At 39.9% G+C, this 17,630-nt stretch carries 10 protein-coding genes; 9 read left to right on the top strand and 1 reads right to left on the bottom strand.

Going from position 1 to position 17,630, the window contains the following annotated elements; genetic code table 11:
• Positions 1–15 precede the first annotated feature (15 nt).
• From DZC72_RS03240 to DZC72_RS03205, 8 genes are all read left to right on the top strand, one after another.
• Positions 16–864 (top strand): hypothetical protein, encoded by an 849-nt coding sequence (locus tag DZC72_RS03240; protein ID WP_125221450.1) that lies wholly within the window; start codon positions 16–18, stop codon positions 862–864.
• A gap of 109 nt (positions 865–973) precedes the next feature.
• Positions 974–2,458: a nucleoside hydrolase-like domain-containing protein gene (locus DZC72_RS03235; RefSeq protein ID WP_125221449.1), complete on the top strand. Its 1,485-nt coding sequence runs from the start codon at positions 974–976 to the stop codon at positions 2,456–2,458.
• A 52-nt stretch (positions 2,459–2,510) separates the two neighbouring features.
• Positions 2,511–4,679 (top strand): carbohydrate-binding family 6 protein, encoded by a 2,169-nt coding sequence (locus DZC72_RS03230; protein ID WP_125221448.1) that lies wholly within the window; start codon positions 2,511–2,513, stop codon positions 4,677–4,679.
• 46 nt (positions 4,680–4,725) lie between these two features.
• Positions 4,726–7,059, top strand: a complete 2,334-nt coding sequence (locus DZC72_RS03225; protein ID WP_165869261.1) for a glycoside hydrolase family 3 N-terminal domain-containing protein — start codon at positions 4,726–4,728, stop codon at positions 7,057–7,059.
• A 316-nt stretch (positions 7,060–7,375) separates the two neighbouring features.
• Positions 7,376–7,723, top strand: a complete 348-nt coding sequence (locus DZC72_RS03220) for a family 16 glycoside hydrolase (protein ID WP_125221446.1) — start codon at positions 7,376–7,378, stop codon at positions 7,721–7,723.
• A gap of 95 nt (positions 7,724–7,818) precedes the next feature.
• Positions 7,819–8,535 carry an acetolactate decarboxylase gene (budA, locus tag DZC72_RS03215; protein WP_165869260.1) on the top strand — a complete coding sequence of 239 codons (717 nt, stop codon included), beginning with the start codon at positions 7,819–7,821 and terminating at the stop codon, positions 8,533–8,535.
• Between the two features lie 46 nt (positions 8,536–8,581).
• On the top strand, positions 8,582–9,358 hold the full coding sequence (locus tag DZC72_RS03210) for a hypothetical protein (protein ID WP_165869259.1): 777 nt from the start codon (positions 8,582–8,584) through the stop codon (positions 9,356–9,358).
• 153 nt (positions 9,359–9,511) lie between these two features.
• Positions 9,512–13,693: a G8 domain-containing protein gene (locus DZC72_RS03205; RefSeq protein ID WP_125221444.1), complete on the top strand. Its 4,182-nt coding sequence runs from the start codon at positions 9,512–9,514 to the stop codon at positions 13,691–13,693.
• A 470-nt stretch (positions 13,694–14,163) separates the two neighbouring features.
• On the opposite strand, the gene DZC72_RS17690 is transcribed toward DZC72_RS03205, so the two are convergent.
• On the bottom strand, positions 14,164–14,334 hold the full coding sequence (locus DZC72_RS17690; RefSeq protein WP_165869258.1) for a hypothetical protein: 171 nt from the start codon (positions 14,332–14,334) through the stop codon (positions 14,164–14,166).
• A 150-nt stretch (positions 14,335–14,484) separates the two neighbouring features.
• Between DZC72_RS17690 and DZC72_RS03195 the strand changes: the two genes are divergently transcribed.
• Positions 14,485–17,577 carry a SusC/RagA family TonB-linked outer membrane protein gene (locus DZC72_RS03195; protein WP_125221443.1) on the top strand — a complete coding sequence of 1,031 codons (3,093 nt, stop codon included), beginning with the start codon at positions 14,485–14,487 and terminating at the stop codon, positions 17,575–17,577.
• Positions 17,578–17,630 lie beyond the last annotated feature (53 nt).

Here is a 17,630-nt window from a genome sequence, read left to right as displayed (position 1 = left end):
ATAAAATATTTTTTGATGAAAAGAATCTTATTGATATTGATTGCAATTGCACTATTTCATTCCGTTAATGCACAAGTAAAGATTAATGCCCCTAATGGTCGTGTTGCAATAATTGCGGATGGAAATTCACCAGATCCGGACGACTTGGGGGGAACGGCTATTTCAATTGCTCTTTTACGTGCCGCCGGACTGGAGAATCGTCTGGTTCATTATTCCCATAGTTGCGACCTCATTAGGGTTGATAGAATATCAGAAGCTGCAGAACGGGAACGGCATGCTCTTATGCAAACCAGTTGTGACGTTACCGCCAGGAGATGGGGCGGTTATGAGAAATTTAAGTTTTTGGATGCGAAATGGGAACTCGAAGAAACCATAAATGATTTGCGAGATGCCATAAACGCTTCAACGATAGACAATCCCTTATGGATAATTGAGGCTGGGGAGCCCGATATCATTGGGTTTGCTCTCGAAGCTTCAAAAAGAGAAAAGCATAAATATGTGAAGTTGGTAACCCATCACCCGGCCAATGACGAGGCCGGTGATTTCTACAAATGGGAAGAAATACTTGCATTTGGAATTGAAGAAGTTCGAATCCCCGACCAAAACGTTGATTTAAAGGTAGATCTTGATAAATGGCATTGGGCAAGGGATCACACAGATCCACGTATTCAATGGCTCTGGTTAATTGGTAAAATTGCGGAAGTGGACGATGTGGTAGAGTTCCAAAAAGGAAAATGGGATTGTTCAGATGCAGGCATGGTGCTTTATTGGATTACCGGTGCCAATGTTAATGGCGGCCTTAAGACCGGAACCGTGGAAGATGTGAAATCGGTGCTTTTAAATTACGTGGAGAATAATAAATAATAGTTTAAAAGGCGATTTATACCTCATTTGACCTAAACATAGGTCAAGCAAATTAGAATAATTTAAAAATTATCTCAACACCTAACAAGAAAACAGAAAGTTGACAGGTATGAAACTAACCTCAATATTATCTATCCTTCTTTTGGTACTGACAACTCAGAGTCTAACTTCCCAGACTGACAAACACCGTTTGATTGTCTTGGCCGATATGGGCAACGAACCCGATGAGGAACAGCAAATGCTACATTTATTGATGTATGCAAATGAAATTGAAATTGAAGGATTAATCGCAGTAACCGGTGCTGCCCTTAATCCGTATCATCCAGATGTGTCGAAGCGAGTTACCCAACCGGAATTGTTTCATCATTTGATCGATGGTTATGAGAAGGTATTTGAGAATTTGAAAATTCATGCCGAGGGATGGCTTTCCCCAGAATATTTGAGGTCGATTGTTTTTAGGGGGCAACCTGCATATGGAATGGATGGAGTGGGGATAGGTAAAGCCTCGGAAGGGTCAAAGTTTATTATTAGTGAAGTCACTAAAAATGACCCCCGACCAGTCTTTGTGGTGGTCAATGCCGGCTCCAATACCCTTGCCCAGGCTTTGTTTGACTATAGAAGAACCCACACACCTGAAGAAACTATGAAATTTGTGAAAAAGCTGCGTGTGTATGAAAATGCAGCGCAAGACAACGCAGGTGGTTGGATTAATCACGAATTCCCTGAAATTCATTGGATTAGAGGCATACATCAAACTAAGTGTTATGGTGGGCCGTTAGTGAACGAATTGGGGCCACATAATTGGAAACCATATCCATATACACCAAAAGGGCAGGATGATTGGGCTAAAGAACATATTAGGGAAGGGCATGGGCCTCTCGGTAAATTATATCCCATTCGCGCATTTAATGAACATACTGCTGAATCACCTAGTTTTATTGAAGGAGGGGGCACCATTCCTTGGCTAATGCTAACACGGGCAGGACACACAGATCCTTCTGAAACATCTTGGGGGAGTTGGAGTGGAAGGTATTCGATTGACAAAATCAAAAATGTGCGTGCACGGTGGGGTGCCATTCAGAAATTAGAAGAACAATTTCTTCCATGGGCAGTATATACCGATGCCAAGGGAAAATGGACAGATCCGGTAAGCGGAATAGAATATAACGACATACATACGCCCGTTTGGCCATGGAGGCAGGCCATGTGGAACGATTTTCAGGCCCGTATGGATTGGTGTGTAAAAAATTATGAAAATGCAAACCATCATCCGCATGCGGTCATAAACAATGATGAATCCAATGCCATAATATACCGAACTGTAAAACCAGGTGAGACTTTAAAGTTTGATGCCTCATTATCATCTGACCCGGATCAGGATGAGCTACGCTATTATTGGTGGATTTATGGAGAGGCTGGAAAGAACCCTTATGGACAAGATATACCAATTGAGAAAAACAATTCGGATACGATAAAACTAAAAGTTCCTGGAGATGCTTCGAATAAGGAAATTCATTTGATTCTAGAGGTCTGGGATAAGAGTGAAATTGTGCCTTTGGTGGATTATAGGAGGGTCATTTTAAACGTTCAATAAAATTATGGTCAATAGTAAAGTCTTAAAGTCAGTTTTAACTGCATTTTTCTTCATGCTATCGATTGGCCTTTTAGCCAATCAAACGGTGTCCATATTCAGTACAAGGGATTCACCGATGATCAAGTTTGCCTTGAACGATTTGAGAGAAGTGCTTCATCTAAGAAATTACAATATTAGACAAGCCGAACATTCAAGAGCAGACTTCATATTTATAACAGAACCAGACTTGGCTAGGGATAACTTCCGAGACATTGAATATCCTCAGTTCGACTTCAAGTTAGTTTCGGAAGGATTCGTTATTACTTTGGACAATGATGGAAGGGTTTGGGTGATAGGAGCAGATGAGCCTGGACTAATGTATGGGACTCTTGAGCTGACCGAAAAAATCAAATTATTCGGATTGGATGATATTGATGGTACAAATCAGAATCCATACATGGAGATGAGGGGAACAAAATTCAATATTCCCTTGGATGTTCGAACTCCTAGTTATTCTGACGCAGGTGATGCCGCACAAAATAATATTGATGTGATGTGGGATTTTGATTTCTGGAAGAAATACATCGACCACATGGCAAGAAATCGGTACAATTTCATTTCACTCTGGAGCTTACATCCGTTTCCTTCTATGGTCAAGGTGCCAAAGTATGAAGAAGTTGCCTTGGATGATATACACCGATCCACAACTGACTGGAAAGAAAACTACCACCTTGTCGGAGTAGATTTCGATGACCCGAAAATTGTTAACAATTATGAAATTGTAAAGAAAATTACCATCGAGAAAAAGATTGAATTCTGGCAGAATGTGATGACTTATGCAAAGAACCGTAACATTACCTTTTATGTAGTTACTTGGAATATTTTCGTGAATGGTACCGATGGGAAGTATGGAATATCAAACGATTATAGAAACAAAATAACCAAGGATTACTTTAAGCAAAGTATAAAGGCAATGTTCCAAACATACCCTGACCTTGGTGGCATAGGAATTACTGCAGGTGAAAATATGCCAAACATTCCCTTAAATGATCGGGAAACTTGGATTTATGAAACATATGGTGAAGGTCTATTGGAGGTGGCTGATGAAATGCCAGAACGTTCGTTCAAGTTTATCCATCGACAACACCAAGCGGATACAAGAATGATTGAAAAGAAATTTGAAGCGTTGATCGAGAAACCAAACATTGACTTCATATACAGTTTCAAGTACGCCAAAGCACACGTAATGAGTGCGGTTAGGCAACCTTATCATGAAGGGTTTGTTGAGAACATCGGAGATTTAAAAACCATTTGGACTTTAAGGAATGATAGTAATTACTACTTCCGATGGGGATCACCTGATTTTGTGAGAAGTTTTATAATGAACATTCCTGAACATGTAAGTCAAGGGATGTACTATGGATCCGATGGATGGATTTGGGGCAAGGAGTTCACAACTAGGGATGCCAAAGAACCTCGACAGCTCGAGGTTGAAAAACATTGGTATCATTGGTTACTTTGGGGCCGCTTATGTTATAATCCTGATATTAAAAATCAATACTTTACGGCTTTGATTCAGGATAAATTTCCTAAAGTGAATGCCGATACACTTTTTAGTGCATGGCAAGAGGCTTCCCTGGTTTACCCTGTTACAACGGGGTTTCATTGGGGCGATGTGGATTTTAAATGGTATATAGAAGGTTGTAGAAGTCGGGCACAAAAAACATCTCTAAATGAAACCGGGTTTCATGATGTAAACACTTTTATTGCATATCCTGTACATAAATACTCTGGAAATATCAGCATACCGGATTTTGTGCAAACCATAATTAAGGATGAATCTACTGATTTAACGACCCCATTTCAGGTTTCTCAAAAACTTCACAACCATGCTGATAAGGCCCTTGGATTGATTGGGCAACTTAGTTGTCAAGATAATGACTTAGAGCTTTGCCAGACGCTTGTCGATATAAAAACAATGGCTCTTTTGGGCAAGTATTATGGTTATAAAATAGCTGGTGCTACCAATGTTGCCCTCTATAGAGAGACAAAGAACAAAACTTATCAAGAGGAAGCTGTGGTACAGCTGGAAAAGGCTTTAAGTGCTTGGAAATCATATGTAAATATCGCAATGAGCCAAAATATTAATCCGATATGGACTACCCGAGTGGGCTATGTCGATTGGGAAAAAACCACAGAGCAGGTAAAAAAAGATATAGATATAGCCATGAAGGATTATTAATTATTGAATGATGTTCAGAATCAACGAAATTAAATTGAAAATTAAAATGAAGGAAATAGAGTTATTGTTTTACCCAATTATTACATTTATTTTCCTCGTTTTTGTACCTACGCATGTTGCTGCTCAAGATTACATGAATTCCAATTTACCTGTTGAGGACAGGGTTGAGGATTTACTGTCAAGAATGACTGTTAAGGAGAAAGTAGCACAGCTAAATTCTGTATCCTTACGCATATCGGCTCAACTTGAAGAAGGGTTTTCTACAGAATCTCAAACTATTCACGAACAGTTAGCTAATGGTATTGGAATGGTTGAAAATACGTTAGATCACAATTTGCCTGCAGAGAGCGTAGCTGCTGTCAATAGGATTCAAAAGTATTTGAAAGAAAAAACCCGGCTTGGAATTCCTGCTATTGTTGGAAGTGAAGCCCTTCACGGACATGCGGGTAAAAACTCCACGGTCTTTCCAACACCATTGGCGATGGCCTGCTCATGGAACATGGAGTTAGTGGAGCAGGCATTCAACATTATTGGTAGAGAGGCCAGAGTACGTGGTGCCAATGAAGCTCACAGTCCTGTACTGGATATTGGACGTGATCCTCGTTGGGGACGAATTGAAGAAACCTATGGTGAAGATACTTACTTAACAACTCGAATGGCGAAAGCGGCCATTGCTGGAATGCAGGGAGGAACTAATGGGAATCCTGGGAAGACACATATAATTGCCTCGCCTAAGCACTTTGCAGGATATGGTCAAGTGACTGGTGGTCGAAATTTTGCCCATACTGAAATAGACGAAAAAGTATTTATTGATGAAATACTACCTCCTTTCAAAGAGGCCATTCAGGAAAGTGGAGCACTGGGAATCATGGCTTCACATTGTGAAGTTGGCGGTGTTCCAGCTCATGGAAATAAATGGTTATTAACTGATTTGTTGAGAAATGAGTGGGGTTTCAAAGGTATAGTTGTCTCCGATTATAATGACATTAAGCGACTTGAAGAGTTTCACCACGTAGTGGCAACGGTAGAAGATGCGGCAGCATTAGCGTTGCATGCTGGATTGGATGTTGATTTGCCATCAGGTGTAGCCTATCGCAGTTTAGAAAAGGTCATTGAAAAAAACCCTTCCTTGCTAAGCAATTTAGACCGAAGTGTAGGCCGAATATTAAGGTTGAAATTTATGTTGGGACTTTTTGAGAATACACATGTTGATGCTAAAATGGCCGCAGAACTGTCTGGTTGTGAAGAGCATGTGAAAGTGGCCGAACAACTTGCAACCGAGTCGATCACTCTTCTTAAGAACAAGAATAATCTGTTACCGCTCAATGAAAAAAAGCTTAAAACGATTGCCGTTATAGGCCCTAATGCCAAATCACACGAACTAGGTGTATATGCTGTGCCTAACGATAATACTGTCTCCATATTGGAAGGTTTAAAGGAGCGGGTTGGTAATAGGGTTAATATAATTTATGAAGAAGGATGCAAAATAGCACGATTTTCTAATAATGGTCAAGAAGATATTTGTACAGAATATTCGTTATTGGAGGAAAATGAGTCAATTGAAAAGGCTGTGAATGCAGCCAAAGCTTCAGATGTAGCTATTGTATGTATTGGAGGAACCGTACAGGAAAGTAAAGAAGCTGCTTATGCTGTTGGTATCAAAGGCGATCGCGCTACACTGGATTTACTGGGTAATCAGAAAGAATTGGTCATGCGCATAGCCGCTACAGGTAAGCCTATTATTATAGTTTTAATGGGAGGCAAACCCTATGCTATACCTGAAATTGTTCAAAAAACCGATGCCATGCTGAGCACTTTTTATTTAGGGCAAACCAATGGTTCAGCCATATCTCGAGTACTATTCGGTGAGGATAATCCAAGTGGTAAGTTGGCGATAAGCTTTCCGGCATCAGTGGGACAAATACCTATTCATTATTCTCAGAAAGCGAATGGCTTCTACAAAGATTATGTTGATTTAGATACTCAACCCGTATTTGCCTTTGGTCACGGTTTGTCATACACTAATTTCACATATAGCGACTTGAATATTGCTAAAGAAAGCTTTGAAATAAACGAAGAGGTGACATTTCGATTAAGGGTTAAGAATACAGGCGAAATAGCTGGGGCTGAGGTTGTTCAAGTGTACTTTAGGGATATGGTGGCGTCGGTAACCCGTCCGAACAAGCTGCTTGTTCGATTTAAGAAGCTTTGGCTTGAACCGGGAGAAGAAAAAACCGTTCTTTTTACGATAAAGCCTACTAAAGACTTGTCCTTTACAGGTATTGACATGGAAAAAACTTGTGAGCCTGGTGAGTTCAAGCTAATGATAGGTGGAGCATCCAATGATATACAGTTGGAGGGTAATTTTTGGTTGAAGTAGAGAATGGATAAGGTCGGTACATTGTCCGTAAAATAGAATGTATGCGTGTGTGGTAAGTTAATACTTTACTCACATTGTAATCCTAATAAACAGTACTGCTTCTATTCAACTTATTAGTTTAATTAGGTAACGAAGAATAATAAATCATATTTAAAATCAACGGAAATGAAAGATATACCATATTAAGGTACATCCTTTTTTTACTGTTACTGTTTTTTCCTTCTATAAGTTTTCCAATCGGGTTACAATATCAGGTTAGGTATAACCACCTAGAAGATAGAAACATTTAGGTGAGTTTTGTGCAGCAGGAGTCTAAATGCTATGGCACTACGAAGTCGGCAAAACCTTTAAACTTCCGTCAGAAGGTGGTGCAAAACAGCCTTTTAAAATGGGAGAGCACAGGGAATTGGCCGATGCCCGGTACCATTTTCTGGATGGCGAATGGAATAGCAGCGAAATCGTTGTCATGGATAGTAAATATGCTATACATAAATTCAATGGTCAAATTGTCAACTTGGCGACAGACTTGGGAAGTGCAGAAGGACTAATTGCTTTGGAAGCGGAAACTGGAGAAATTTTATGGAGAAATATAGAAATCAAGGAATATGAAGAACCGGTTCCGATGGAGCGGTTTCTTAAGGAAGAAACAAAAAAATACGAATAATTATGGGCGATAAAAAAAATAAAAATTGCGTTTGGAATTTTATGGTATGTTTTGGAGTGGTAACACTTCTCATATGTTGTGTTAGACCAAACAAAATGGTTGGTAGTTCAGACCCCAAGAAAGAGAACACATTCTATCAATACAATATCTGGTGGGGTTTTGTGAATAAGGTGTTCGAAGGGGACCTCACTGTTAAAGAACTTAAGACCAAAGGGGATATAGGACTGGGATCTTATTCCAAACTTGACGGTGAGCTTGTCATGTTGGATGGGGTACCTTATCGTATCAGGGAAGATGGAGTTGTGGATGTACCCTTGGATGATGAATTGATTGTCTATGTTGATGCCGCTTTTTTTGAACCTGAAGATTCTTTTAAGCTACAATCGACCAATTTCGATTCGCTTATTGTTAAAATAAACTCCCAACTACCTAGTCTTAACCAATTTTATTCCTTTAAGGTGAAAGGGAACTTTAGTTATATGAAGTGTGGAGGACTTTACAGACAAGAAAAACCTTTTGAAAAAGGTTTGGATGAGCTTATTCCCCAACGTCCGGTTTTCGAAAGAGTGAATGTTAAAGGAACTATGGTGGGTTTTTATTGTCCTGAGTTTATCGGCAACATTAATGTGGCGGGCTATCATTTTCATTTTATTTCTGATGACAAAACTTTTGGAGGCCATGTCATGGAATTCAATACAAACGAACTCGATGTCGAGTACGACCCACTTTTGGAGTATCATTTTACCCTGCCAGACTCCAAAGATTTTTTGAATGTGTCCTTAGAAAAGGAATTTCAGTATCAAAAGAAATAGGTCATAATCAGTATCAAAATTGAAAATGAAATACAACATTAACACCATGAAATACGTAAAATTAGTGCACTTCATGTTTACTTTAATTATAGGTAGCAATTATGTATCATCACAAACCAACGCGATTATTAGTGATAAGGTCATCTTTGCAGAAAAAAATGGAATAGTAGCTATTGAAGCAGAGCATTTCTACAAACAATCTTTGCATGAGAAACGGCAATGGGTAATTTTCAGTAAGGGAGCTTGGCCCAACTTTGGAAGGGATGATGATGCCCCACATTGTATGGGAGCCAGTGGTAATGCATATCTGGAATTGCTCCCTGACACTAGGGCCACACATGGAGATAAGTTGATAGACCAAGAAAATTTTTCTAATGTGGCGGGCAAGATGGCGATACTCCATTACAAGGTGAATTTCGAAAATGTTGGTCGGTACTACGTTTGGGTTAGGGCCTACAGTACAGGTTCTGAAGACAATGGCATTCATGTTGGTTTGGATGGCGAATGGCCAGAAACTGGTCAGAGAATGCAATGGTGCGAGGGCAAAAATTCATGGAAATGGAGTAGTAAGCAACGTACCAAAGAGGTTCATTGTGGAATCCCCATGGCGATATACTTAGATATTAAAAACCCAGGGGTCCATGAGGTGACGTTCAGCATGCGGGAGGATGGTTTTGAAATGGATAAGTTTATACTAACAACGGACAAAGAATTCATTCCAGAGGGGATAGGGCCTAAAAGTGTTGTTTCAAAAGGAAAGCTTCCAAGACCATTTCCAAAAGTGAAGGTAGATTTGGTCAAATACCGTATGGGTGAAAATTAGCTTTATTAAGCTGTTAAACCGTTGATTTTCAAATTACAGAAGCATTTTTTTGATTAAAGTCAATCAGTACAGTACAGGATAGTCTTTTTCCTACAAGATCCTAGATTTAAAGTCGACTAAAAAAACTAATACCAACTTTTTATTCTTAGGAACATGAAAAAAAATTTTACTCTGAATTTTTTGCCAAGAAACCTTGTTAGGGATTACAATTTTGTGGTAGTGACCATATTTGTTTTTACTTCATTGTTTGGTAAGAAGATTATTGCCAATGAAACAGAAATGTCACATTCAGGGATTAAATCAAAAATTGACAACTTACAACCAACCAATCTGGCTGTCATACAACCTGTGGCTGATGGGTTATGGTCGAACCCTGGTATTTGGCCCGGAAACCAATTGCCTTCTCAAAATGATGATGTCATCATTCCCGCTGGCAGAACAGTAACACTAGTTGGAATATGTCGCGCAAAAACAATTAGGGTCGATGGGACATTAAATGCTGTCAACTGGCAATCTGGTGGGGCATGGATTGACTTGAAAACTCAAGGTATAACCATTGAAGATGGTGGATTGATGGAGATTGGTACGGAAGCCCAACCTTATTATGCAAACGAAGGAGGCCCTGAATTGGTAAGATGCCAAATTACATTACTTGGAAGTAAAGTGTCAAGTCCAGCTCCAAGCTATAAGGGAATTATGGTAAAAAATGGTGGTACCTTGGAACTACATGGAAAGGTCAAAAAAAGCTGGACAAACCTGGGTGCTACAGCTAATGCAGGAGCAACACAGATTACCCTAAAGGAAGCGGTAAACTGGGAAGTAGGGGATGTCATTGCACTGACCTCTACTGACCTGGCCATACAAGGAGGCAAGCAATGGGAGCGGGTGGATGAGGTGGCAATCTCCAACATTAGTGGAGATGGCAAAACCCTTACGCTACAGAGCCCACTGCAGTATAAGCACTTGGGAGAATCCATGACCTATACCAGGGCTACAGATAATAAAACCTGGGAAGTAGATATTGAAGGGGAAGTAGGACTACTTTCTCACTATATAAAAATACAGGGAGATATGAGTGGCATCAATGAAGCAGATGGGTTTGGTGGCCATATCATGTTGATGCCCGGCTCCATGGGACACGTGGAGCATGTAGAACTCTACAAAATGGGGCAAAAAGGGGAATTGGGCAGGTATCCGTTCCACTGGCATTTAAATCAAGATATGGCTGTCGGAAGTTACTTCAAGAATAGTAGCGTACATAAATCGTTCAACAGGGTAGTAACCATCCATGGTACAGAATATGTCACAGTGGATGGCATTTTTGCCTATGACCACATCGGACATGGCATCTTTTTGGAAGATGGTTCAGAACGTTTCAATACCATCAAAAACAACGTTGTTTTTGTTACACGAAAACCGAATAGCGCAGATGCAATTACAGATTCAGACGATCAGTTTAATCAGGCGCAAAACAGGTCGCCTGCCTCGTATTGGATCACCAATCCGAACAACTACTTTGAAAATAATGTAGCAGCAGGAACGGAAGGAACGGGCTTTTGGATGGCAATGCCTGCCAGCCCCATGGGGCTAAGTGCCAATCTAAGTCACTTTGATAACGTAAACCCAAGGTCAGAACCACTCGGGTCATTCGATGGGTTTGTAGCGCACACTTGCATGAATGGCTGGGATATTTTTGATGGTTTAACTCAAGGCCACGCTATTGTTCCTAATGTAGGGTGGGACGTCAATACCAATCAATATTTCAGAGATGGGCTTTTTTATGGAAATGATCAAGCTATTTATACAGGTATTGGGGGCGGTGCCATATCAAAGGAAAAATATGTAGTATTTCAGAACTGCAGTTTTTCAGACAATAGCATTATAACCATGTTAGCCTCGGATATCACATTGGACAACTGTTTGTTCAATGCTGATTCTGGCTTTGGGGTATTTACGGGCACCCGTTCATTTTACAGGTTTTATGATGGCCCCGGTAGGCACATCAATTGTCATTTTGAAACCTTTAATCAGTCTAATGCACGCATGATTTCACCAATAGGAGATGGAGGGGCCACAGAGAACTTTAACCCTACTTACCAAGGCATTACCAAAGGTTTTACCGAACCTTTTTCATTTAGATATAATGATGAAAATCCTGCGAAGGACCGTGCTAGAAAAATAGGCCATTTTTTTAAAGACTTAGATGGATCCCTTACAGGAAAACCTAGCACTATCGTTAGAGATATTCCTTTTTTGACCGATGGTCATGAATATAGACACCCCTCATGGTACAAGGCTGCCCGTTCTGACTATTCTTTTTCTGGACTATGGATTCGGCAAATAAACGATGATACCGATATTTCGGTATCTCGTACCAAGCCGGGAACAGCAGATGCATGTTTTGTTGATAAGGGAAACGAACAAGATGCTGGAACATATAAGTTTCCACTTATTGTTAATGAAGGTTTTACCTATACATTTCATTTCAATAATACCCCAAGTAGCAACATTCATATGATATGGGATTATGGTGATGATGGGGATTTAGCACTTGTAAAGCTTAAAAATTTTGGAAAGTTTACAAACTTTAGAATAGATGGTGCAGGTTTTACATTTCCTGAAGTTACTTCGGTAGCTGCAGTTGAGTCGGCCACAGATTTAGCTTATTATGTAGAGAGCAATGGCGATGTTTATATGAAGTTAAGGGATATTGGTGCTATGGGGAGAAGGGAGTTTTTCTTGAGATGGGACAATAATGGAAGCTATCAACCCCCTGTTCTGCCCTGTACAGTCAATGATTTTACTCCGGGAACTTCAACGAGCAATGATTCTCCATCAGTAAGTTTTCAAAGTCCTAGTGACAGTCAGTTTGAAGAGGGTGCAAGTTTAGGAGTTGTAGTAAATGCATCAGATTCGGATGGAACTGTGACCAATGTTAAATTGTATCTTAATGATGTATTAGTGCGTCAAGAAAATGCAGCTCCTTATACGTGGGGTACAGCTGGCGGTCAGGATGCTTCCTTACTTAACATGGCAGCAGGTAACTATCAGTTAAAAGCTGTAGCTACGGATAATGATGGAGCAACCTCAGAAGTTATTAAACAGATCCTTGTAGGTAGTGGAATAAGTCTGCCAGGAAATTTTGAAGCTGAAGCTTTTGCCACTAAAACCGGTAGCGTAAACACCGAAAATACACCTGGTGGCGGAGGGAGTCAAAATCTTGGCTTCATCCTGAACGGAGATTACACAGAATACCTTGTGAATGCAGCTGCTGAAACCTATGATGTAGATATATTGGCCTCAAGTGCCGGGTCGGGAGGGACAGTGGAAATCTATACGGATAATGTCTTGAAAGGATCAGTTACTGTTCCTGTAAGCGGGGCTTGGCACAATTATCAGGCATACAGCACCCAAATTAGCTTAGATGCAGGCCCACAGACTCTAAAGTTAGTGTTTGTAGGAGGAAGTGGTTATCTCTTTAACATAGATAGGGTGGAAACTACTGTGGCTACAAATCCTACAGCCGATAACGATGGAGATGGACTTACGCAAGCAGAAGAGTCCAATGTTTGTATGTCAGATAATGATGCTGGGGACTTTAGCTATGACTTTATCAGTTCAAATCAGGGTTTCTTGCCTGCCAATCATATAAGTGCCCAAGTAATCACTCAACAAGAAGAATATCTTTTAAGAGTAGATAACCTTAACGACCCCTACATCATAAAGGATGGATTAAACTTTAATGCCAATGAAGTATCTTCCATTGTAATTAGGGGAAAGTCTCAGGTGACGAATGGAGCATTTCAGTTATTCTGGGCAACGGTAAGCAGTCCTAATTTTTCAGCAAATAAATCTGCTACTTCAAGTATTGTAACAGGCAACTATCAGGATTTTATGTTTAACCTTGCCAGTAATCCAGAATGGCAGAATCAGACCATTACTAAATTAAGAATCGACCTTCCGACAGACCCATCAGGTTCTTTTCATACTTGGATTGAATATGTTCGAGGTGCCGATTTTATTGAAAATGCATGCTCAACCAGTCTTAAAATTAATTCGGCTCTTTTCAATGAAGACAGTGTAGTTATCAGAAGTAATGATCAAATAGCTATTTATCCTAACCCTGTAAGTACTCTTATGTCTATTTCTGGTACTTCTTCAGATATGGTTGTTGAAGTTTTTAATCTTTCCGGTGTATTGCAAATGAGAAAGCAATTAGAAATAAATGAAAGTAAAATTGATGTTAGTTCATTGGTTCCAGGACTTTATATTCTTCGTATAACAAATTCATCTGGCCAGAATGAGGTCCATGTTTCTAAATTTTTGAAAAACTAGAAACGTCAACGTATTTGTAATAATCTGGTATCTTATTGTAAATGAAAGGTGCAATTAAAGCAACCTGCATGGATTCAATTCTATGCAGGTTGCTTTTTTTATATTAATTGGTAAGAACTTGCATCAAATGATTAAACAATAATAACAAGGTCGTGTAGCAAATTTTGGTTATACATTTTGCTTTCAAATCGCTTTGAGGTTTGGAATGCAATTCTAAATATTTCCTACTCCTATTTTATCTGGCCTCTACAGAACAAAACATGGATATTTACATTTGGGTTCTAAAGTTACATTTTGATATTACTCCCATTGGACCTTCAAGCTCTTGCTGAAAGGTTCTGCCATTAAATTGTCCCAGCATTTTACTTTTTGTTTATTGATTGTTCCACTAGGCCATTATGTCTTTAGAAATTGATAAACTTAACCCAACTTTTTTAGGAGAAGCTGTTCTCCCACAATTTTTCACCTGTTTACACTAATGCTCCTATATGCTGAAGTTTCAGTTCTAGTCCTTTATACAGCTCTGTGGCGTCACTCTTGGCATAGCTAGGTTCAACGGCTTTTTTCTTGGGTGCCGTTGTACGCTCTCTTTTTGGATTTGTCATCTTGTCAAATTCAATTTTGACAGTTAGTACGCTCATATCTAACAACAGTCCAGTCAAATGCATTAAGTCCAAAACAGCGGATAAACTTGGAATAATCAAGCAGGTAAGCACAGGATGACCTTTGTGTATAAGTGCTATATCATTGAAAAAGAGTAAGGTATAAATATTAACTAACAACAAAAACTTATGAGAAACTTTTTTAAAGAAAAACTGAAGAGATTGGTTGTTCCCATCTTCATGTTGAGCTGTTTTTTAACTTTTTCGCAAAGTGATAAAACAATAACAGGAACAATTTTAAGTGCCGACGGTCAACCTTTGCCTGGGGCAAATGTAATTCAAAAAGGTACAAGCAATGGGGTTCAATCAGATTTTGATGGCAATTATCAAATCCAATTGGTATCAGGGCCTAGTGTTTTGGTGTTTTCATATGTAGGATTTGCAGCCAAGGAAGAAATCGTTGGTACTAGGTCCTTAATCGATGTAGTACTGGATGAAGATGCCCAAAGCCTTGATGAGGTTGTGGTAGTCGGCTATGGTTCACAAAAGGAATCCAAGATAACCGGCGCCGTTGAGGTTGTAGGCGCAGAAGAACTGGAAGATGCGGTATTTAATACTGTTGACCAAATGCTTCAAGGTCGGGCAGCAGGTGTTCAAATTACAGCGGCTTCTGGTGAACCTGGTGCGGCTCCCCGTATTAGAATTCGGGGTAATACCTCACTCAATGCCAATAGTAATCCTCTTTGGGTAGTAGATGGTGTTCCGTTGAGCACAGCTCCAAATTTCAGTCCACAGGAAATAGAGAGCTTTGAAGTGCTCAAAGATGCAGCATCTACGGCCATTTATGGCGCGCGTGGCGCTGCAGGAGTTATCTTGGTAAAAACAAAAAGAGGTAGGGAAGGCACTAAAATGCAGATACAAGGTTCGGCATTGACAACGATGACTTCCCTTGGTGGTGGCTATGATGTACTTTCAGGTAATGATTACGCCACCTACCGTAATGAGATAGCAACATTAAGGCAGGTCACCTTACCGTTTCCCAATGGGGCGGATCCTGATAATTTGTTGAATGTCAATTGGGTGGACCAAATTTTTAGATCTGGTCTAAGACAAGAATACAACCTATCGGCCACAGGTGGAGCTGAGAATGTTAGTTATTTTGTTACTGGCAACTATTTAGGTGAAGATGGTGTTTTACTCAATACCGATTTTGAGCGTATCTCTTTTAGGGGCAATTTAGATTTTAAAGGCTTTAACGATAAACTGCAGGTAAACGTAAGTACGAACATTACCAGATCTGAGAATAATGGTGGTATAGTTGGAAATGGTAGATTTAGAGGTGGTGAGGGTGGTGCATACTTTAATGCACTCAAAGCAGAACCACTGGTTCCATCCCTTGATTTTTCAGGGTCAAATTCAACAGGCCTAATATTTGCCAACCCTTTAATTGATGCAACCAAAGATTTCAGGAATCGAATCAATACCAATGTGTTGGCCTCAATCCAGACATCTTATAAAATTTTTGACAGCCTTACCTTGATCAATAGTATTTCGACCAATCTTCGTTATAACAATGACAACCGATTTGCGCCAAGTGAAGTTGCACGTGCAAGACTAGAAAATGGCCGTCTTGATCTTACTAGTGCTAGATGGGAAGATCTTGTGGTCACGAATTACTTAAGATATGAGAACACTTTTTCGGAAAAACACCAGCTAAATGTTTTAGGGGGAGTGGAGTACAGCAAGTTTAACTTTTTTCTGCAAGAATCCGATGGAACCGACCTTTCCTTAACTGATTTAGGGGTTGATAATGTGTCTTTTGCCAATACTCAAAATATAGGCTCAACAAGGACACAATCCATATTGCAATCTGGGTTCGTACGTGCCGAATATAGTTTTGATGAAAAATATTTGATCAATGGTACCATTAGGGCAGATGGTTCATCGGTGTTTGCTGAAAACAATAAATGGGGGTATTTTCCGTCTTTTGGTGTTGCTTGGAAGGCTATCAACGAGTCGTTTTTCGATGAACAAAACACATTTTCAGACTTAAGGCTTCGTGCCTCATGGGGGCAGGTAGGTGTGCAGGCCATATCGCCTTACAATTCGCTTAGCTCGTTTGGTTCAAGCGTCGGAGGCCCTGTTTTATCGGCTGTGGGAAATGTACGTACTTCCGGTATTCGCCCTGTGAGACTGCCCAATCCGAACCTAAAATGGGAAACTACTGAAACCCTCAATTTTGGTGTGGACGCAGGTTTTTTTAATAATAGGGTTGATTTAAGTGCTGACTTTTATGTTAAAACATCAACCGATTTACTCCAAACAATCGCTATACCATCCCAAACAGGTTTTACCAATGCCTTGGTAAATGTAGGGGATATTGAAAATAGGGGGCTTGAAATTAGTCTTACAGTAAGACCAGTTATTACGGATAATTTTTCTTGGACCTCGGCTTTTAACGGAACCTTTAACAAGTCAGAGGTTATAGACCTAGGTACTAATCCAAGGATTATAGCCGGCGGCACACATCTATATCAGCCAGGAGAGGAGTTTGGTGTATTTTTTGGAAGAAAAAATGCCGGTTTAATACAACAATCAGACTTTGATACTGAGGGGAACCCTACCTTTCCTACTATTGGGCCTGATAATTCACTTGGTCATATTAAATATCAAGATTTGGATGGCGATGGCACTATTGGCAATCCTGATCCTGAAACAAACTTTGATGCTGATGAAACTATTATAGGAAATCCAAACCCCGATTTTATTTTTGGGTGGAATAACGATTTTAGCTACAGGAATTTAACGCTCAATGTGTTTATACAAGGGTCTGTTGGTAACGATATTATGAACCAAACGGGGGGGTTATTGCACTCTGGTAATGCCTCTTATGACTTGGATGCACTTAACAACCAAACCGTTGACTATTTCAACAATAGGTTCATTCCGGGAGTCAATGAGCATAATGACCCTAGGTATCCTAGGAGTGGAACCAATGGTGTGCCCTTTGACGCACTACGAGGTGTTATAAGCGATGTTTGGATTGAAGATGGTAGTTACGTGAGGTTAAAGAACATTACGCTGAGATATCGTATACCCTTAAAGAATATTTCTCTAGAGACCTTTGTCACAGGTACCAACCTATTGACCATTACCAACTATTCTGGAATCGATCCTGATGTGAGCCAAAATGTTGTTGGTGGTGGCTTACGACAAGGTATAGACCTATCGCCTTACCCATTGGCAAAGCAATATAGTATAGGTGTGAATTTTAATTTTTAATTAACAAGAATCATGAAATACAATCTAAAATATTACATAAACGGATTACTATT

This window comes from Maribacter algicola (assembly GCF_003933245.1).
In the GTDB taxonomy this organism is placed as follows: domain Bacteria; phylum Bacteroidota; class Bacteroidia; order Flavobacteriales; family Flavobacteriaceae; genus Maribacter; species Maribacter algicola.
Note: the sequence above shows the minus strand (reverse complement) of the source record. Positions and strands in the feature narration are given on the sequence as shown.

Bases quoted from the DNA above. Each gene is read 5' to 3' on its own strand.
- DZC72_RS03240 (WP_125221450.1), top strand. From the start codon at position 16: ATGAAAAGAATCTTATTGATATTGATTGCAATTGCACTATTTCATTCC.
- DZC72_RS03235 (WP_125221449.1), top strand. From the start codon at position 974: ATGAAACTAACCTCAATATTATCTATCCTTCTTTTGGTACTGACAACT.
- DZC72_RS03230 (WP_125221448.1), top strand. From the start codon at position 2,511: ATGCTATCGATTGGCCTTTTAGCCAATCAAACGGTGTCCATATTCAGT.
- DZC72_RS03225 (WP_165869261.1), top strand. From the start codon at position 4,726: ATGAAGGAAATAGAGTTATTGTTTTACCCAATTATTACATTTATTTTC.
- DZC72_RS03220 (WP_125221446.1), top strand. From the start codon at position 7,376: ATGCTATGGCACTACGAAGTCGGCAAAACCTTTAAACTTCCGTCAGAA.
- budA (WP_165869260.1), top strand. From the start codon at position 7,819: ATGGTTGGTAGTTCAGACCCCAAGAAAGAGAACACATTCTATCAATAC.
- DZC72_RS03210 (WP_165869259.1), top strand. From the start codon at position 8,582: ATGAAATACGTAAAATTAGTGCACTTCATGTTTACTTTAATTATAGGT.
- DZC72_RS03205 (WP_125221444.1), top strand. From the start codon at position 9,512: ATGAAAAAAAATTTTACTCTGAATTTTTTGCCAAGAAACCTTGTTAGG.
- DZC72_RS17690 (WP_165869258.1), bottom strand. From the start codon at position 14,334: ATGAGCGTACTAACTGTCAAAATTGAATTTGACAAGATGACAAATCCA.
- DZC72_RS03195 (WP_125221443.1), top strand. From the start codon at position 14,485: ATGAGAAACTTTTTTAAAGAAAAACTGAAGAGATTGGTTGTTCCCATC.